This window comes from Paralimibaculum aggregatum (genome assembly GCF_030270585.1).
Classification (GTDB): Bacteria; Pseudomonadota; Alphaproteobacteria; order Rhodobacterales; family Rhodobacteraceae; genus Thermohalobaculum; species Thermohalobaculum aggregatum.
Genome location: NZ_BSYI01000010.1, coordinates 64,101 through 81,485 on the forward strand (window position 1 = coordinate 64,101; position 17,385 = coordinate 81,485).

The window sequence follows — 17,385 nt, forward strand, 5'->3', positions numbered from 1 at the left end:
AGAATGCCCGGCCGCGGCAGCCCGTGCCCGCGCGCGGCGGGCACGGGAGCGCTCCTCAGAGCTTGCCTTCGTCCTCGAAGACCTCGACCCAGTCCTCGACCAGCTTGTCGAGCGCCTCCTGCGCGGTGCCCTCGCCGGCGATGACATACTTGTGCACCCGGTCCTGCATCGAGAGCAGCAGCGAGGCATAGGCGGGCTCGGCCCAGAAGTCCTTCACGATGGCCATGCTGTCGAGGAAGGTCTGGGCATAGGGCTGGCTGGTGGCGAAGCCCGGGTCCTCGACCACCGCGCGCAGCGCCGAATAGCCGCCGAGCTCCCACCACTTCTTCTGCACCTCGGGCTGCGCGAACCACTTGATGTATTCGAGCGCCGCCGCCTGGCTGTCGGAGTAGGAGACCACCGAGATCCCCTGCCCGCCGAGCTGCGCGAAATGCCCGCCCGGCCCGGCCGGGTTGGGGAAGTAGCCGGACCTGTCGCCGCCCACGTTGGGGTCGGCATTCACCCCCGGCCAGATGAAGGCGAAGTTCATCTGCAGCGCCACTTGGCCCGACTTGTAGGCGTCGATGTTCTCCGACATGTACCAGTCCGACGAGCCCGGCGGGGTGCAGCAGTCGTAGAGCGCCTTGTAGAACTCGAGCCCGGCCGCCGCCTCCGGCGAGTTGACATAGCCGTCCATGTCATAGGGCTTGTCCGGGTTCTCGTAGAGGAAGCCGAAATTGTAGAGCGCGTTGGTCACGCCCATGGTGATGCCTTCCGAGCCGCGCTCGGTGTAGATCGCCGCGCCGTAGACCGTGGTGCCGTCGATCTCGCGGCCCTGGAAGAAGGCGGCGATGTCCTTCAGCTCGGCCAGCGTCTTCGGCGGCGCGAGGTCGCGCCCGTGCATCTCGCGGAACTCGGCCTGCAGCTCGGGGCGCTCGAACCAGTCCCTGCGATAGGTCCAGCCCACCACGTCGCCGAAGGCCGGCAGCGCCCAGTAGTTCGGCGTGCCCTTCGGCCACTCGGAATAGCCGGTGACCGTGGCGGGGATGAAATCCGCCATCGAGATGCCCTCGGCCTCGAAGAAGTCGTTGAGCTTGACATAGTGGCCCGCCTCGGCGCCGAGGCCGATCCACTGGCTGTCGCCGATCATCAGGTCGCAGAGCTGGCCGCCGGAGTTGAGCTCGTTGAGCATGCGGTCGGCAAAGTTCGGCCAGGGCACGAACTCGAAGCTCATCTTGTGCCCGGACGTCGCCTCGAAATCCTTCGACAGCTCGATGAGCGCGTTGGCCGGGTCCCAGGCCGCCCAGCAGAGCGTGAGATCGTCGGCCCGCGCACCGGTCGTGCCGAGCCCGGAGACCAGCGCGAGCGCCGTCGCCGCCATGAGATGCGTCGTCTTCATCGGATATCTCCTCCCGTCTGGCGGGCGCATCTTGGTCTGCTGGTTCGCGCGCCACGCTGTCGCACCATCTCGCGATGCCTCCAGCAAGGTAACCGAGCCGCGCGGCTCCTGTCCACGAATTTTTGAGGTGCGTACCTCAGAATTGCATCGGGAAACCCCTCAAGGGGGGCCGGGCGATCAGGGAAGGTTTTCGCGTACCACGATCTCGATGCGGATCCGCTCCTGCGCCTCGAAGATCGGCGTGCGGTCGCAGAGCGTGCGCAGAACCCGCAGCGCGCTGCGGATCAGGTGGCCGACATTCTGGGTGATCACCGCCGTCACCGCGCCGCTCTCGAGGCCCCTGCGGGTGGCCGGGGTCAGCTCGTGCGCGATGGAGACCAGCTCCCCTGCCCGGCCGCTCTCGCGCAGCGCGTCGAGGATGCGGGTGTTGCCGGTGCCCATCGAGTAGATCCCCACCAGCCGCGGCCGGCTCCGCAGCACCTCCGCCACCACCGCCTCCATTCGGCGCGGGTCGTCGAAGGACTCCACCGTCGGCAGCACCGCGAGGCCGGGAAAGTCGGCGGCGATCACGTCGTCGAAGCCGAGCCGGCGTTCCAGGCTGTCGCGCGAGCGCAGCGAATTGGTCGCCACCAGCACCTCACCGCCCGCCCGCGCGAACCGGCCCATCAGCAGGCCGGCCGTCCGACCCGCCGCTATGCTGTTGATACCGATGAAATAATCCCGCGGCGCATTCGGCAGGTCCGACACCAGCGCGACCACCGCGAGCCCGGCATTGCGAAGCCGCGCCACCGCATCGCGCACCTGCGGCGTCTCCGGCGCCATGATCGCCACGCCGTCGAGCCGCGCCGGGTTGAGCCCCTGCAGCACCCGCACGATGCCATGCGGGTCATGCGCCGGGATGGTCACGATCTTCACCAGCAGCCGGTCGGCGATCTGCGCCGCCGTGGCCTCCCGCAGTGCCGCCGTCAGCGTGTCGACGAACTGGCTCGGCCCCTCCGGCAGCACGAAGACGAAGCGGTATTGCCGCTGCCGCGCGAGGTTGGCGGCGGAGGTGTCGCGTACATATCCGAGCCGCGCGACCGCCTCCTGAACCCTTGCGATGGTCTGCTTGCGCACGCCGGGGCGGGCATTGAGCACACGGTCCACCGTGGCCAGGCTGACCCCCGCCTCCTTCGCGATGTCATGGACGGTGGGCTTGTTCACGACCTGCTCTCCGATCCCCCAAGGGGTAGAGGCAGGGATGAGGCACGTCAATCAGTTATCGGCACGGAACCCGGCAGCGCCCGGCCCATGCCGGACAGCCCTGCGCGCGGCCCCCAGGCCCGTGCGCAAGGCCCCCAAGGATTGCCTGATAAAACGGCTTCCGCCGGCGCGCGCACCCGGTTGTGACGGGCGTCACCGGCCGGCGCGGTTTCCCCGCCATGCGCCCGGCAGAGCCCGCCTTTCACCCTCTGACCGCGGCATCTCCCCCCTCCAAGGACGGCCACCGTCCAGCAACCGAAACGGCCGGAAGGCAGACCCGAGCGGCGCCCCGGCACGAAATGGAGATCGAGAGAATGGCAGCCCCCACCCCCCTCAAGCCCATCATGCAGCCCGGCGTGAAGCTCCCCGGGGTCGACTGGAACAAGTTCAAGCTGATCATCGAAGGCAGCGAGAAGGCCGACCGCCTGAGCGGCAACCGATTCGACAACCACATCACCAGCGTCCAGGGCGACGACACCATCGTCGGCTCCGAGGGCAACGACCATGTCGACGGCGGCACCGGGCAGGACACGGTCGACTACACCTGGCTCGACGGCAGTGTCGATGTCGATCTCGTCGAGGGTAAGGGCGTCAAGAGCGGCAAGCTCGGCACCGACACCTATTTCAACATGGAGCATGTCACCGGCACCCGGTTCGCCGACGTGATCCTCGGCAATGCCGCCAGCAACCTCCTCCAGGGCCTCGGCGGCCACGACTATCTCGGCGGGCGCGCCGGGCATGATACGCTGCGCGGCGGCGGCGGCCACGACACGCTCGAGGGCGGCTCCGGCGCGGATGTGCTCGAGGGCGGCTCCGGCAGCGACACCGCCTCCTATTCCGCATCCGCCGCCGGCGTGACGGTCAATCTCGGTGGCTCGGTCCAGTTCATGTTCGACACCTACGAGGCCGGCGCCGCGATCGGCGGCGACGCCGAGGGCGACAGCCTGAGCTCGATCGAGAACCTCGCCGGCTCGGCCCATTACGACACCCTGATCGGCAACTATCTCGGCAACCGCCTCGCCGGCGCCGGCGGCGACGACAGCCTGTTCGGCCGTGCCGGGGCAGACACCCTGGAGGGCGGCGGCGGCAACGACTTCCTGCTCGGCGGCGACGGCGCCGATGCCAACCATGGCGGCGCCGGATGGGACATCGCGGCCTATCTCGACTCGGCGACCGGCGTCACCGTGCGGATCGACGGCACCTCCTCCGGCGGCACCGCCGAGGGCGACACCTATACCGGAATCGAGCAGGTCTACGGCTCGCATCACGACGACACCTTCCACGGCGGCGCCGGCAACGAGAGCTTCCTCGGCCTCAACGGCGACGACAGCTTCCACGGCAGCGCCGGGGCGGACACGCTGAACGGCGGCGGCGGCATCGACACCGCCAGCTACGAGGACAGCGACGACGCGGTCTTCGTCGACCTCCTGTTCGAGACCGGCGAGGGCGGCGATGCCGAGAACGACGTGCTGAAGGGCATCGAGAACCTGATCGGCAGCCATGCCGCGGAGAACACGCTCTATGGCAGCATGGAGGCAAACCACATCGTCTCCCACGGCGAGGACGACACGATCAACGCCCGCGACGGCGACGACGAGATCGAGATCCGCGGCCAGTTCAAGTTCGTCAACGGCGGCGCCGGCGACGACCTGATCACGATCATCGACGACCAGACCGAAGCGGTCTGGCTCGACGAGTGGTTCGCCTGGGGCACCGAGATCTATCACCGCGATTATGCCGGCGTGGAGATCAAGGGCGGCAGCGGCATCGACACGGTGGATTTCGACATCCCGTCGAACTGGATCGAGATCCCCGGCGGCGAGACCTCGTCCCATCCCGGCGCCTTCGTGACGCTCGGCTACGGCTACAGCTCCAGCATGAGCTTCACCCTGCGGGGCATCCACTACAACGGCGAGACCACGGCGGACGGAACGCAACTTGGCGACCGGCACCAGACCGAGGGCAAGATCGAGGACGTGGAGAACCTGATCGGCACGCAGTATGCCGACAGCTTCTCCGGCAACGACGTGGCCAACCATTTCCAGGGCCTGAGCGGCGACGACACGCTCAAGGGCAAGGAGGGCGACGACACCCTCGAGGGCGGCAACGGCGCCGACCTGCTCGAGGGCGGCATCGGCTCGGACCTGCTGATCGGCGGCGCCGGGGCCGACGTGATCCGCGGCAACGAGAACTGGTCGAGCGAGGAGGACAGCGGCTTCGACACGGTGAGCTATGCCGGCAGCAATGCGGGCGTGCAGGTCAGCCTCACCTCCGGCACCGCCTCGGGCGGGCATGCCGAGGGCGACACCTTCGAGGATATCGAGAACGTCACCGGCAGCGCCTATGACGATGTGCTCGAGGGCAACGAGGGCCGCAACCTCTTGGCCGCCGGCGGCGGCGCGGACGTGCTCGACGGCGCCGGCGGCGACGACACGCTCGAGGGCGGCGCGGGCGCCGACGAGTTCATCTTCGGCTCGGAGTTCCACTTCCAGGACAGCGACGTGGTCGTCACCGATTTCGAGCTCGGCGTGGACCGGCTCGACCTCAGCCAGCATGCCGACAGCGTCGCCGAGATCCTCGACGGCTTCACCCAGAGCGGCGCCGACGCGATCTACTACTACGAGGACTCGAGCATCCGCCTCGAGGGCATCGACATGGAGGACCTGACCGCGGCGGACTTCATCGTCTGACCCCGCCGCCGCCGCGCCGGACCCCGGCCCGCCCGCGCCCCGCGCAGGCGGGCCGAAGCGTCGGCCCCCGTCAAACAGGTCTTGAAACCGACCCCGCGCAGGCGCGATCCTCCCGTTTCCGTTCCAGTGGACAACGACAACGGGCGCAAGACCCGGCCGGGAGGAGATCATGACCGAGACACGCCCCCCGCGGGCGGCCGCCAACATGTCGCTGGCGCTGCGCGCCTGGAACATCCGGCGCAAGGCGCTGCGCATGGGCGCGGTGCAGGGCCAGGGCTATATCGGCCAGGCGCTCGGCATCGCCGACGTGCTGGCGGCGGCCTATTTCCACGCCCTCGACCATCGCCCCGAGGCGCCGGACTGGGAGGGCCGCGACCGCTTCCTGCTCTCCATCGGCCACTACGCCATCGCGCTCTATGCCGCGCTGATGGAGGCCGGGGTGCTGCCGGAGGAGGAGCTCGAGACCTATGGCATGGACGACAGCCGGATGCCGATGTCGGGCATGGCCTCCTACACCCCGGGCATGGAGATCACCGGCGGCTCGCTCGGCCAGGGGCTCGGCATCGCCGTCGGCATGGCGCTGGGGCTGAAGCGCAAGGGCAACCCGGCCTTCATCTACAACCTGATGTCGGATGGCGAGCTTGGCGAGGGCTCGACCTGGGAGGCCGCGATGGGCGCGGCGCATCACCGGCTGGACAATCTGATCGCGCTGGTGGACTTCAACAACCAGCAGGCCGACGACAGGTCCACCGCGGTGCTCTCCGCCGAGCCCGTGACGGCGAAGTTCGCCGCCTTCGGCTGGCATGTGCAGCGGGTCGACGGAAACGATCTCGACGCCGTGGTCGCGGCCTTCGACAGCGCCCGCGCGGTGGAGGCCCCCTGCCCCCGCGCCATCGTCTTCGACACCCGGATGTGCCGCGGCGTGCCCTTCCTCGAGGCGCGCGAGATCACCCATTTCGTCCGCGTCGAGCCCGACGAATGGGCCAAGGCGCTCGCCGTTCTCGACGAAGGGAGGCCGGAATGACCCGCGATTCCATGGCCCGCAAGCACCAGCCCCGCAAGGCGCCTGAGGGCCCCCGCGCCGCCACCTCCGCCATGATCGCCTCGCTGGAGGCGGAGGGCTACGATACCGTCGCGGCGCCCTTCGGCCATGCGCTGGTCGAGGCCGCGAAGGCCGACGGGCGCATCGTCGGGCTCACCGCCGATCTCTCCAAATACACCGATCTGCATGTCTTCGCGCAGGCGATGCCGGATCGCTTCTACCAGATGGGCATGGCCGAGGCGCTGCTGATGTCCGCCGCCGCCGGGCTGGCGCGCGAGGGGTTCGTGCCGTTTGCCACCACCTATGCGGTGTTTGCCTCGCGCCGGGCTTACGACTTCATCGCGATGGCGATCGCCGAGGAGGTGTTGCCGGTCAAGATCGTCTGCGCGCTGCCGGGGCTGACCACCGGATACGGCCCGAGCCACCAGGCCACCGAGGATCTCGCGATCTTCCGCGGCCTGCCGGAGATGACCATCATCGACCCCTGCGATGCCGACGACATCGCCGGCATGGTGCCGCAGATCGCGGCGCATCCGGGGCCGGTCTATGCCCGGCTGCTCAGGGGGCGCGTGCCGCGGGTGCTCACGCGCTGGAAGCCGGACTACCGCTTCGCGCTCGGCCGCGCGCAGATGATCCGCGAGGGCGGCGACGTGCTGGTGATCTCCACCGGTTTCATGACCATGCGCGCGCTCGATGCCGCCGCGCTGCTGGCGGCGGACGGGATCGAGGTGGCGGTGCTGCACGTGCCCACGGTGAAGCCGCTCGATACCGCGACGATCCTGGCCGAGGCCGGCCGCGGTGGGCGCCTCGTGGTGACGGCGGAGAACCACACGGTGGTCGGCGGGCTCGGCGAGGCGGTGGCGGCGCTGCTGCTGACCAACGGCGTGGCGCCGGCCTTCCGCATGATCGGGTTGCCGGATGCCTTCCTCGAGGCCGGCGCGCTGCCGACGCTGCACGAGATCTATGGCCTGACCCCCGCGCTGGTGGCCGAGCGGATCAGGGGCTGGCTGTGATCGGGCTGGAGCCTGCAACCCGCCCCGGCCCTCGCGGCCTGCCGCACCGGCACCGGGCCCGCCGGCACGCTCCGCCCGCCGGTCTGCCGGGCGCACGGCCCTGGCCGCCGCGGCAGCCGCAGGCATTCAGGGCATGGCCCAGGGCGGCGCCTTGCCGATCTTCTCCAGCAGGAAGTCGATGAAGATGCGCACCTTCACCGTCAGCACGTTCGATTTCGGATAGACCAGCCAGAGCACCGAATTGTCGGCGACCTCGTAGTCGGGCAGCACCCGCACCAGGCTGCCCTCCTCCAGCTCGCGGTGGACGCTCCAGATCGAGTTGTTCGAGATGCCCGCGCCGGCCATGGTGGCGATCTTCTGGCTGAGCCCGTCATCCACCACCATCCGGCAGTTGCCGCCCCGCGTGTCGAAGGTGCCCGCCGGACCATCGGGGCCCATGATCTCCCGCGGCTGCTGGTTCCGGAAGGCGACGAGGCGGTGGCCGGCGAGATCCTCCGGCACCCTCGGCATGCCGTGGCGCGCGATGTAGTCCGGCGAGGCGCAGAGCAGCCGCGTGTCGTCGGCGAGCTTGCGGCCCTTGAGGCTGGTGTCGAGCAGCGGCGTGTTGCGCAGGGCCAGATCGAAGCTGCCCTCGATCAGGTCGAACTGCGCATCCGACAGGCGCAGATCGAGACTGATCCCGGGATGGCTCTCGAGGAACTCGGGCAGGAGCGGCGCGATGTAGAGCTGGGCGAAGGTGCTGGAGGCCGCGAAGCGCAGCGTGCCTATGGCGGTCGGGCTGCCATGGCCGAGGGCGGCGCGCGCCGCCGCCTCCTGCGCCAGGATCTCGCGGGCATAGGGCAGGAACTCCGCCCCCTGCAGCGAGAGCGAGACCTTTCGCGTGGAGCGGTGCAGCAGGTCGGCGCCGAGCTCGGTCTCCAGCTTGGCGAGCCTCGTGCTGGCGACCGCCGGCGCCATGCCGAGTTCCCGGCCGGCGGCGCTGATGTTGAGCCTCTCGGCGGCGAGCACGAAGAGGCGGAGGCTCTGAATATCCATCCAATTGCATTCCTGATGCGAATTATCAGGCCGATAATTGGTCGTTTATATGGATCCTGCAAGCCTTCTCTCCGTCCTCGCACGCCCGGAACGGGAGACCGCAAACATCGCGAATCCCGGCCGGATCGCCGCGGGCGGGGCTCGCATTGCAAGGCACGGGGTGTCCAGCGGGGAGCGGGGAGCTTGCTTGGGGGGCAAATGACGCCGCCGGCGCTCAGATCGTCAGCCGTGCGAATTCCTCGATATAGTCGAGCAGGGCATCGGAGGCCGCGCCCGCCGCGCCCGGCTCTCCCTCGGCGATCGCCACCGCCACCGCCTGGTGCAGCCGGGCACAGCGCGGCAGGTCGAGCACCGCCTCGTAGTGCCGGTACCAGAAGCGCCGCGACAGCCCCTGGATCTGCCGCATCGCATTGGCGGCATACTCGTTGTGGCTCGCCTCCACCGTCAGCCGGTTGAAGCGCCGGTCGAGCCGCATGAAGGTGACCGGGTCGTCCTCGTCGGCCGAGCGGCCGAAGGCCTCGGCGATCTGCCGGAACGCCGCCCGCTCCGCCGCCGAGGCCCGCCGCGCCGCCGCCTCGGCGATGAAGCGCTCGAGCACCCGGCGGATCTCGAGCAGCTGGAGATGCCGGCTGATGTTGATCTCCGAGACCAGGATGCCCCGCCGCGGCAGCACCACCACCAGCCCCTCGGAGGCCAGCCGCTGCAGCGCCTCGCGCACCGGGGTCCGCCCGATGCCGAGTTCCGCCGCGAGCTGCGCCTCGGAGAGCACCTGCCCCGGCGCGTAGCGGAGCGTCACGATCAGTTCCTCGAGCCGGCGATAGGCGCGATCGGTGAGCGTGGCGCCGCTCTGCTGCTCGGGCTCCGCCGCCCCGTCATCGGGGCGCTCGAACTTCGCGCTGTCGTCGGTCAAGCCGTCCTCCCTCGGGGCTGCCGCGCCCCGGGCCCTGGCGCCGCCCGGCGGCGGCGCATCCGTGTCAGTATAGCCGCCTGCCGGCGAGCCGGGAAAGCGACCTGCCTCAGCGCTTCTTCAGATCCTCCTTCTTCGGCTCGGGAAAGATCCAGAGGCCGATGACCATCACCACGACGAGGCCGACCAGCAGCCAGAGCGGCGCGCCGAGGCCGGTCACGTCGCGGAAGACATGCGCGGCGAAGATCGCGCCGACGATGAAGCAGGTGACGAGGATCTTGTAGATCGGGGGCATGGTTTTCTCTCCCTCAGAAAAGGCTGTCGGCAGGCAGCGCGACGAGCACGAGACAGCCGAGCACGGCGAAGAGGCCGAGCCCGGCCTTGGTGTCGCGGATCCGCTCCGGCACCGGCTGCACCAGGAAGGGCGCGAGCAGGAAGGCCGAGCCCGCCGCCACCACCGCGACCGCCCAGTCGAGCCGCGCCGCCGCGACCGCGACCGCCAGCACCGCAATGAGGGCGGTGAGGGCGACCCCGAGCCAGAGCAGCAGCCCGCCCAGCCCGCCGGCCACCGCCTCGGGCCGCGCCGCGCGCGGGAAGAAGCCGGAGATGAACACCGCCCCGGCGCTCACGAAGAGCGCGGCGGCGCTGAAGCCTGCGAGCACGCCGAGATCGAGATTGGCGAGCGGTCCCATGGCGCAATCCTCCTGTTGCATCAGATATTCTACTGATATATTACATGCTGGACAGGCTTGGCAAGGGAATCATTGGCCGGATGGAGGAACCAGAGGTGGCAGGCACCGAGACAGGTACCGGGAAGCGCTATGTGGGCGAGCGGACGATCGACGGATGCCAGGTGCTCGTCGACGGAGAGCCGCTCGACGAGGCGCTGGAGGTCCGCGCGATCAGCAGCGACGGGTTCGAATGGAGCTATGAGGGCGAAGGGCCGGAGCAGCTCGCCTTCGCGATCCTCTACGACCACTTCGGCGATGCCGAGCGCGCCAGCGCCCGCTGCACTTCCTTCATGCGGGCCGTCGTCGCGAACTTCAACAACGACTGGGAAATGACCACGCACGACATCGATCGCGCGCTGGAGAACATCGGCACCACTGCCTGAGACGGAACGGAGCACCGGAAGAGGAGCTATCTGATGGCGACCGAGCTTACCGACACCCCAATGACCGACCGCCAGCGGAAATACCGCGAGATCTACCGCTCGCGCGTCGTCGGCTGGTACAATGGCTGGCTGCACGTGGCGATCATCTACACGATCGGCATCGCCGCCATGACGATCTACATCGAGAGCATGAACGACATCCAGTGGTACGAATGGCTGATCGTGCCCGTCGTCTTCCTCGGCGCGAACTTCTTCGAGTGGTTCCTGCACCGCTACATCATGCACCGGCCGTCGAGCTTCGCGCCGTTCCGGGCGATCTATCAGCGCCACACGCTGATGCATCACCAGTTCTTCACCGACGAGGAGATGCGCTTCGCCGGCAGCCACGACTTCCGCGTGACCTTCTTCCCGCCCTATGCGCTGGTGACCTTCCTCTGCATGTCGATCCCGATGGCGCTGGTGGCCGGCTGGCTGTTCACGCCGAATGTCGGCTGGCTGCTGATCTCGAGCACCACGGTGATGTACCTGCTCTACGAGTTCATGCACGCCTGCTGCCACATCGAGGAGAACTGGCTGGTCCGCAACGTGCCCTTCATCAACACGATCCGGCGCCACCACACCGCGCATCACAACCAGTCGATCATGATGGAGCGGAACATGAACCTGACCTTCCCGATCATGGACTGGCTGTTCGGCACCTCCGACCTCGACCGCGGGCTGATCGGGCATCTCTTCAACGGCTATGACACGCGCCACGTGAAGACCGACATGCGCAAGACCTCGCGCACCCCGGACGGGCGCCCGACCCGGTCGATGGCGGCCACCGCGGCCGAGTAACCCCGGTCCTGATCCCGAGACCGGCACATGGCGCCGGTGCCCCGCAGGGTGCCGGCGCCCTTTTCATGCGAATTCCACGAAAGGGGAGAGAGATGACCGAGCGCAAGAAGCGGACCATCGAGGAGATCCGCAACTCCAAGACCAGCGGCGAGAAGATGGTCTACACCTCGGTGCCGGACTATACCTCGGCGCAATGGGCCGAGGCCGCCGGCGTCGATGTCGTGGTGGTGGGCGACAGCCTCGCGATGATCGCGCACGGGCACAGCTCGACCATCCCGGCGACCATGGAGATGATGGTGCTGCACGCCCAGGCGGTGCGCCGCGGTGCGCCCAACACCTTCTCGCTCGGCTGCATGCCCTACCAGAGCTACCACACCGAGGAGAAGGCGCTCGCCAATGCCACCCGCTTCATGCAGGAGGGCGGCTGCGACGCGGTGAAGCCCCAGGGCGGCAAGAGCCAGGCCCATGTGCTGAAGGCGATGGTGGCCGCCGGCATCCCGACCGCGAGCCATATCGGCATGGCGCCGCACCGGGTGGCGATGTATGGCGGCTTCCGGATCCAGGGCCGCACGCCAGAGGCGGCGATGGAGATCCTCGAGGACGCGCTGGCGATCCAGGATGCCGGCTGTTTCATGCTGGAATTCGAGGCGGTGCCGGCGCCCATCGCCAGGCTGATCTCGGAGCAGCTCGAGATCCCGACCATCGGCATCGGCGCGGGTGCGGGGACCGACGGGCAGATCCTGCTGTCCTACGACCTGCTCGGCGTCTTCACCGATTTCAAGCCGAAATTCACCAAGCGCTATGCCAACCTGACCGAGGTCGCGGTGGACGGGCTCAGCCGCTATGTGGCGGATGTGAAGGGCGGCACCTTCCCGGACGACGACCACTCCTACTCGGCCAAGCCCGAGGTGGTCGAGGCCTTCGCCGAGATGATCGAGAAGCGCCGGCAGATCTGAGCCGCGCGCCGTCCCGGGCGGTGCGCCGCCCGGGGCTCAGCGCTCCAGCACCCGCTCGGCGAAGCGGTTCACCGCGGCATGGAGCAGGATGGTGAAGACCGCCAGCACGATGAGCGCGGCGAACATCAGGTCGGTCTTGGCGCGGCCATTGGCCAGCAGCATCAGGTAGCCGAGGCCCTTCGAGGCGCCCACCCATTCCCCGATGATCGCGCCGATCGGGGCATAGACCGCGGCGAGCCGCAGACCCGAGGCAAAGCCCGGCAGCGCCGCCGGGATGCGGATGTGCCACATGATCCGCATCGGGCTCGCCCCCATCACCCGCGCGAGGCCCAGCCAGTCCGGGTTCGTCCGCATCAGCGCGTCGAAGAAGGCCGAGGTCACGGGGAAATAGATGATCAGCAGCGCCATCGCGACCTTCGACATCAGCCCGTAGCCGAGCCAGAGCGTGAGCAGCGGCGCCAGCGCGAAGACCGGCACGGCCTGGCTGAACACCAGCATCGGCCGGACCAGCGCCCGCGCCAGCGGCGAGGCCGCCAGCCCGATCGCCGAGAGCCCCCCGAGCAGGGCGCCGAGCAGCAGGCCCATCAGCACCTCGGCGATGGTGACGACCGCGTTCTCGGCGATCAGAACCCGGCTGGTCCAGAGCGTCTCGGCCACCAGCGCCGGCCCCGGCAGGATGAAGCGCGGCAGCCCGGTGGCCCAGACCAAGCCCTGCCAGAGGGCGATGCCGAGCAGCGCCGAGGCGAGCCCGGCCCGCCAGCCGGCAAGGGCGCCTGCCGCGGTCACGGCCGCACCGGGAAGCCGGCCCAAGCGGCATCGAAGAATGCCCGCTCGAGCCGCACCGCGCGGGTGAACATCGTCTCGACCTCGCCGCGGGCGTCCGGCGCCAGCCCCTCCCAGGCGGCGTCGAGCTGGGCGCGGAGATAGGCCACCACCCCCGCGAAGCCGTCGCCGGAATGCAGGGTGATCCACTCGCCGAGCCAGAACGGCAGCGCCTCCGCCCGGTCGGCATGGGGGCTGGCCCAGTCGAGATAGCTCCACTCGGCGACCGTCAGCACCGCCAGCATCAGCTCGTAGCGCCCGGAGCCCCGCGCTTCGGCCATCAGCCCCTGGAACGCCGCGGCCTCTGGGGCGGGCCCGGCCTCCGAGGCGACGCCGAGCGCCTCGAGGCTGCGCAGGAAATAGGTGTTCTCCGGCCCGGTGATCACCGCGAGGAACTGCGCCGCCGGCACGCTGTCGGCAAGGCTCGGCGCATGGGCGATGGCCGAGGCCAGCAGCCGCACGAAGCCGTCGACGAAGAGATAGTCCTGCTGCAGATAGCCCGCCATCTTCTCCGGCGGCAAGGTGCCGGCGGCCAGCGCGTCGGTGAAGGCATGGCGCGTGGCGGCCTGCCAGTCGTCGGCGGCGAGGGCACGCAGGTGGTCGGTCGGGCGCATCAGCTCTCCTTTCTCAGCCGGGCCAGCAGGGATGCCTGCGCCCACAGCACATGCTCGTCGTCGACCGGGCGCGGCGGCGCGCCGGGCGGCGGCGGCACCTCCTCGATGCCGTCCTCGGTCATGATGCGGATGACGTCGCCGAGCCGCGCCGCCTCCGCCGGATCGTGGGTCACCAGCAGCACCGTGCGGCCGGCGAGCAGCCGGGCGGTGAGCTCCTGCATCTGGGCGCGGGTGCGCGCATCGAGCGCCGAGAAGGGCTCGTCGAGCAGCACCACGGGCCGGTCCTCCATCAGTGTCCGCGCCAGTGCGGCGCGCTGGCGCTGCCCGCCGGAGAGCTCGCGCGGCCGGCGGTGGAACATGCCCGCGAGGCCGACCGCCGCCAGCACCTCCCGCGCGCGGGCCGTATCCGCCGCCTCGCCGCGCAGGCGCGCGCCGAGGGTGGCATTGCCGATGAGGTCGAGCCAGGGCAGCAGCAGATCGTCCTGCGCCATCAGCGCGACGCGGCCCGCGAGCGGCCCGTCGGAGGCGGCGCAGGTGCCCTCGTGCACGACGCCGGTGGCGAGCCCGGCAAAGAGGCGCAGCACCGTGGTCTTGCCCACGCCGCTCGGGCCGAGCAGGCAGGTCCAGCGCCCCGCCGGCACCGCGAAAGCGATGTCGCGGAAGAGCGGCTCGCCGCCGATGGTGGCCGAGCCCGCGAGCGACAGCGCCGGCGGCTGGGTCACGGCGCCAGCCCCATGTCCCAGAACCCGATCTCGAGGCGGGTGGCCCGCACGAAGCGCCCGGTGACGGCTTCCCAGCGCGGCGCGGCCTCCGGCGCCTCGCCGATGCGCCGGGCGGCCGCACCGTCGATCAGCGCGCCGACCTCGCAGCAGAGCGCCTGGTACTCCGCCCCCGCATAGGTGCCGATCCAGCCGCCATAGGTCTCGGCATGGGGCTCCCGCCCGAGCCGGGCGCCGATCTCGCCATAGCCGAGCACGCAGGGCGCGAGTGCCGCCAGCAGGTCGAGCAGATCGCCCGAATGCCCGGCATCGAGCACGTAGCGCGTGTAGGCCAGGTTCTCCGGCCGTTCCTCGGCGGCGAAGAGCGCGGCCTCCGGGATCCCCGCCTCGGCGCAGATGCCGACATGCAGGCTCAGCTCCTCGTTGACCAGCGCGTTCACCGTGCCGGCGCAGTGCCGCAGTTCCTCAAGCGTCTCCGCCTTGGTGACGGCGAGCGCCCAGGCCCGGGCGAAATGGATGAGGAACACGTAGTCCTGCACCAGATAGTGCAGGAAGGCCGCGCGCGGCAGCGTGCCGTCGCCGAGCCGGCGGACGAACGTGTGCTCGACATAGGCCGTCCAGTGCTCGCCCGCGGCGGCCCGCCAGAGCGGGAAGGTGCGCCCGTAGCTCATTCCGCCCCCAGGTCCACGGCAAGCTTCGAGACCGGCCGGGTGCCCTCGATAAGCCCGGCCTCGGCGAGGAAGGCCTCGAAACGGGCATAGCGGCCCTCGTCCAGCGCCTCCGGGCGCAGCGCGAAGCGGGGGAAGGTATCGGCCCAGGCGCGCTCGTTGAGCTCGTCCTGCAGCTCGGCGGAGGTGGCGGCGAAGAGCTCCCAGCTCTCCTGCGGATGGTTCACGATGAACTGCGTGGCCAGCTCGGTGGCGCGCAGGAAGCGGCGGATCATGCCGGCATCCATGCGCTCGGGATTGGCGACATAGATCAGCTCGTCATAGGTCGGCACGCCCTCCTCCTCGATGTAGAAGCAGCGGCCGGGTACCCCCTCGATATCCATCTGGTTGAGCTCGAAGTTGCGATAGGCGCCGAGCACCGCGTCCACCTGCCCCGACATCAGCGCCGGCGAGAGCGACCAGTTGACGTTGACCAGCTCCACGTCGTCCACGCCGAGCCCGTGCTGCCCGAGGATCGCGCCGAGCAGCGCCTCCTCGACGCCGGCCACCGAGTAGCCGATCTTGCGGCCCTTGAGATCGGCGATCTCCTTCACCGGGCCGTCCTCCAGCACCAGCAGGCAGTTGAGCGGCGTGGCGACCAGCGTGCCGACGCGCACCAGCGGCAGCCCCTCGGCCACCTGCAGATGCAGCTGCGGCTGGTAGGAGACCGCGAGATCCGCCTGCCCGGCGGCGACCATCTTCGGCGGGTCGGAGGGATCGGCCGGCGGGATCACCTCGACCGCCAGCCCCTGCTCGGCGAAGAACCCCTTCTCCTGCGCGATGATGATCGGCCCGTGATCGGGGTTTACGAACCAGTCGAGGATCAGGGTCATCCTGTCCTGCGCCACGGCGGGCGTGGCGATCAGCAGCGCGGCGGCTGCGGCGAGGATGCGTTTCATGCGGCGTCTCCTTGGTGTGGTTGGCAGGGCTGCGGGCCCTGCGTCAGGCGAGGGCCTCGAGCCAGGCCCGCACGCGGGCCTCCGGATCGGGATTGAGGGTGATGTCGGTGACTGCCGAGACAATGTCCGCCCCGGCCTCGATGGCGCCGGGCGCGCGCTCGACACTCATGCCGCCGATGGCGACGAGCGGAGTCGCGCCGATCAGCCCGCGCCATTCGGTCAGCCTGCCGAGGCCCTGCTCGTGCCACTTCATCTTCTTTAGGATCGTCGGGTAAACCGGCCCCAGAGCGACGTAATCAGGGTTCAGCGCCAGCGCGCGGCCGAGCTCGGCCCGGTCATGGGTCGAGATGCCGAGCTTCAGGCCGGCGGCGCGGATCGCGGCGATATCGGCGGTGTCGAGATCCTCCTGGCCGAGATGCACCCAGTCGCATCCGAGCTCGATGGCAAGGCGCCAGTAGTCGTTGACCACCAGCACCGCGCCGTGCCGCGCGCAGAGATCGCGCGCCTCGGCGAGCTGGGCGCGGGTGTCCGCCTCCGGGCGGTCCTTGATGCGCAGCTGCACCAGCCTGATCCCCAGCGGCAGCAGCCGGCGCAGCCAGGCGACATCGTCGAAGATCGGATAGAACGGGTGCAGCCGCATCAGAGGAACGCCTTTCCGAGCACCGGGGTCGAGGGGGCGGCCATGTCGCGCGGCTCCATCGGGTCGGCGGCATGGGCGAGCGCGCCGGCCTCCACCGCGCGGGCAAAGCCCTCGGCCATCATCGCGGGGTCGCCGGCTCTGGCGACGGCGGTGTTGAGCAGCACCGCGTCATAGCCCATCTCGATCGCCTGCGCCGCCTGGCTCGGCAGCCCGAGGCCGGCATCGATCACCAGCGGCAGCTCGGGGAAATGCGCGCGCAGGCTGCGCAGCCCGTAGATGTTGTTGAGCCCGAGCCCGGTGCCGATCGGCGCGCCCCAGGGCATCAGCACCCGGCAGCCGGCCTCCACCAGCCGCTCGCAGAGCACCAGATCCTCGGTGCAGTAGGGGAACACCTCGAAGCCTTCACCGACGAGGATGCGCGCCGCCTCCACGAGGCCGAACGGGTCCGGCTGCAGCGTGTCGGCATGGCCGATCACCTCCAGCTTGATCCAGCGGGTGTCGAAGAGCTCCCGCGCCATCTGCGCCGTGGTCACCGCCTCGCGCACCGAATGGCAGCCGGCGGTGTTGGGCAGCAGGGCGACGCCAAGCTCCTGCACCAGCGCCCAGAACGCCTCGCCCGCCCGCTCGCCGCCGGCCTCGCGGCGCACCGAGACCGTGGCGATGCCGGCGCCGGAGCGGCGGAAGGCCTCGGCCAGGATCGCCGGCGAGGGATATTGCGCGGTGCCGAGCATCAGCCGGGACGCGATCTCGGTTCCGTAGAAATTCGGCAT

The 17,385-nt window shown here is 69.7% G+C and carries 19 protein-coding genes; 6 read left to right on the forward strand and 13 right to left on the reverse strand.

What is annotated here, in order from left to right; genetic code table 11:
• Positions 1 to 55 precede the first annotated feature (55 nt).
• On the reverse strand, positions 56 to 1,378 hold the full coding sequence (locus QSJ97_RS07965) for an ABC transporter substrate-binding protein (protein WP_285671180.1): 1,323 nt from the start codon (positions 1,376 to 1,378) through the stop codon (positions 56 to 58).
• 177 nt (positions 1,379 to 1,555) lie between these two features.
• Complete coding sequence (locus tag QSJ97_RS07970; RefSeq protein ID WP_285671181.1) at positions 1,556 to 2,581, reverse strand: LacI family DNA-binding transcriptional regulator; 1,026 nt, start codon at positions 2,579 to 2,581, stop codon at positions 1,556 to 1,558.
• A 353-nt stretch (positions 2,582 to 2,934) separates the two neighbouring features.
• Between QSJ97_RS07970 and QSJ97_RS07975 the strand changes: the two genes are divergently transcribed.
• The 3 genes from QSJ97_RS07975 to QSJ97_RS07985 all read left to right on the forward strand — a co-directional run bounded on the left by QSJ97_RS07975 (position 2,935) and on the right by QSJ97_RS07985 (position 7,365).
• Positions 2,935 to 5,310 (forward strand): calcium-binding protein, encoded by a 2,376-nt coding sequence (locus QSJ97_RS07975; RefSeq protein WP_285671182.1) that lies wholly within the window; start codon positions 2,935 to 2,937, stop codon positions 5,308 to 5,310.
• A 169-nt stretch (positions 5,311 to 5,479) separates the two neighbouring features.
• Positions 5,480 to 6,334 (forward strand): transketolase, encoded by an 855-nt coding sequence (locus QSJ97_RS07980; RefSeq protein WP_285671183.1) that lies wholly within the window; start codon positions 5,480 to 5,482, stop codon positions 6,332 to 6,334.
• A complete protein-coding gene (locus tag QSJ97_RS07985) occupies positions 6,331 to 7,365 on the forward strand; it encodes a transketolase family protein (RefSeq protein WP_285671184.1) in 1,035 nt (344 codons plus the stop codon). Before QSJ97_RS07980 ends, QSJ97_RS07985 begins: the two co-directional genes overlap by 4 nt.
• Before the next feature lie 126 nt (positions 7,366 to 7,491).
• Here the strand turns inward: QSJ97_RS07985 and QSJ97_RS07990 are convergent, their stop codons facing one another.
• The 4 genes from QSJ97_RS07990 to QSJ97_RS08005 all read right to left on the reverse strand — a co-directional run bounded on the left by QSJ97_RS07990 (position 7,492) and on the right by QSJ97_RS08005 (position 9,999).
• Positions 7,492 to 8,400 carry a LysR family transcriptional regulator gene (locus QSJ97_RS07990; protein WP_285671185.1) on the reverse strand — a complete coding sequence of 303 codons (909 nt, stop codon included), beginning with the start codon at positions 8,398 to 8,400 and terminating at the stop codon, positions 7,492 to 7,494.
• A gap of 214 nt (positions 8,401 to 8,614) precedes the next feature.
• Positions 8,615 to 9,310: a GntR family transcriptional regulator gene (locus tag QSJ97_RS07995; protein WP_285671186.1), complete on the reverse strand. Its 696-nt coding sequence runs from the start codon at positions 9,308 to 9,310 to the stop codon at positions 8,615 to 8,617.
• A 106-nt stretch (positions 9,311 to 9,416) separates the two neighbouring features.
• The gene (locus QSJ97_RS08000) at positions 9,417 to 9,602 is read right to left on the reverse strand and encodes a hypothetical protein (RefSeq protein ID WP_285671187.1); all 186 of its coding nucleotides are present in this window, start codon (positions 9,600 to 9,602) and stop codon (positions 9,417 to 9,419) included.
• 13 nt (positions 9,603 to 9,615) lie between these two features.
• A complete protein-coding gene (locus QSJ97_RS08005; protein ID WP_285671188.1) occupies positions 9,616 to 9,999 on the reverse strand; it encodes a hypothetical protein in 384 nt (127 codons plus the stop codon).
• Between the two features lie 44 nt (positions 10,000 to 10,043).
• On the opposite strand from QSJ97_RS08005, the gene QSJ97_RS08010 reads away from it, so the two are divergent.
• The 3 genes from QSJ97_RS08010 to panB all read left to right on the forward strand — a co-directional run bounded on the left by QSJ97_RS08010 (position 10,044) and on the right by panB (position 12,214).
• Positions 10,044 to 10,421 carry a DUF6166 domain-containing protein gene (locus QSJ97_RS08010; RefSeq protein WP_285671189.1) on the forward strand — a complete coding sequence of 126 codons (378 nt, stop codon included), beginning with the start codon at positions 10,044 to 10,046 and terminating at the stop codon, positions 10,419 to 10,421.
• Between the two features lie 33 nt (positions 10,422 to 10,454).
• Positions 10,455 to 11,258: a sterol desaturase family protein gene (locus QSJ97_RS08015; RefSeq protein WP_285671190.1), complete on the forward strand. Its 804-nt coding sequence runs from the start codon at positions 10,455 to 10,457 to the stop codon at positions 11,256 to 11,258.
• A gap of 92 nt (positions 11,259 to 11,350) precedes the next feature.
• Entirely contained in the window at positions 11,351 to 12,214 is an 864-nt protein-coding gene (panB, locus tag QSJ97_RS08020; RefSeq protein ID WP_285671191.1) for a 3-methyl-2-oxobutanoate hydroxymethyltransferase, read from the forward strand.
• Positions 12,215 to 12,250: 36 nt separating this feature from the next.
• Here panB and QSJ97_RS08025 read toward each other — a convergent pair whose 3' ends face one another.
• Genes QSJ97_RS08025 through QSJ97_RS08055 form a run of 7 tightly spaced genes read right to left on the reverse strand, consistent with a single transcriptional unit; the run spans position 12,251 to position 17,385 of the window.
• Positions 12,251 to 13,000, reverse strand: coding sequence for an ABC transporter permease (locus QSJ97_RS08025; protein ID WP_285671192.1), 750 nt, complete (start codon positions 12,998 to 13,000; stop codon positions 12,251 to 12,253).
• The gene (locus QSJ97_RS08030; RefSeq protein ID WP_285671193.1) at positions 12,997 to 13,650 is read right to left on the reverse strand and encodes a TenA family protein; all 654 of its coding nucleotides are present in this window, start codon (positions 13,648 to 13,650) and stop codon (positions 12,997 to 12,999) included. The genes QSJ97_RS08025 and QSJ97_RS08030 overlap by 4 nt, the downstream gene beginning before the upstream one ends.
• Entirely contained in the window at positions 13,650 to 14,372 is a 723-nt protein-coding gene (locus QSJ97_RS08035) for an ATP-binding cassette domain-containing protein (protein WP_285671194.1), read from the reverse strand. Before QSJ97_RS08035 ends, QSJ97_RS08030 begins: the two co-directional genes overlap by 1 nt.
• Positions 14,369 to 15,040: a thiaminase II gene (gene tenA, locus QSJ97_RS08040; protein WP_285671195.1), complete on the reverse strand. Its 672-nt coding sequence runs from the start codon at positions 15,038 to 15,040 to the stop codon at positions 14,369 to 14,371. The genes QSJ97_RS08035 and tenA overlap by 4 nt, the downstream gene beginning before the upstream one ends.
• A complete protein-coding gene (locus QSJ97_RS08045) occupies positions 15,037 to 15,975 on the reverse strand; it encodes an ABC transporter substrate-binding protein (RefSeq protein WP_285671196.1) in 939 nt (312 codons plus the stop codon). Before QSJ97_RS08045 ends, tenA begins: the two co-directional genes overlap by 4 nt.
• Before the next feature lie 43 nt (positions 15,976 to 16,018).
• Positions 16,019 to 16,615 (reverse strand): thiamine phosphate synthase, encoded by a 597-nt coding sequence (locus tag QSJ97_RS08050; RefSeq protein ID WP_285671197.1) that lies wholly within the window; start codon positions 16,613 to 16,615, stop codon positions 16,019 to 16,021.
• Complete coding sequence (locus tag QSJ97_RS08055; protein ID WP_285671198.1) at positions 16,615 to 17,385, reverse strand: thiazole synthase; 771 nt, start codon at positions 17,383 to 17,385, stop codon at positions 16,615 to 16,617. The genes QSJ97_RS08050 and QSJ97_RS08055 overlap by 1 nt, the downstream gene beginning before the upstream one ends.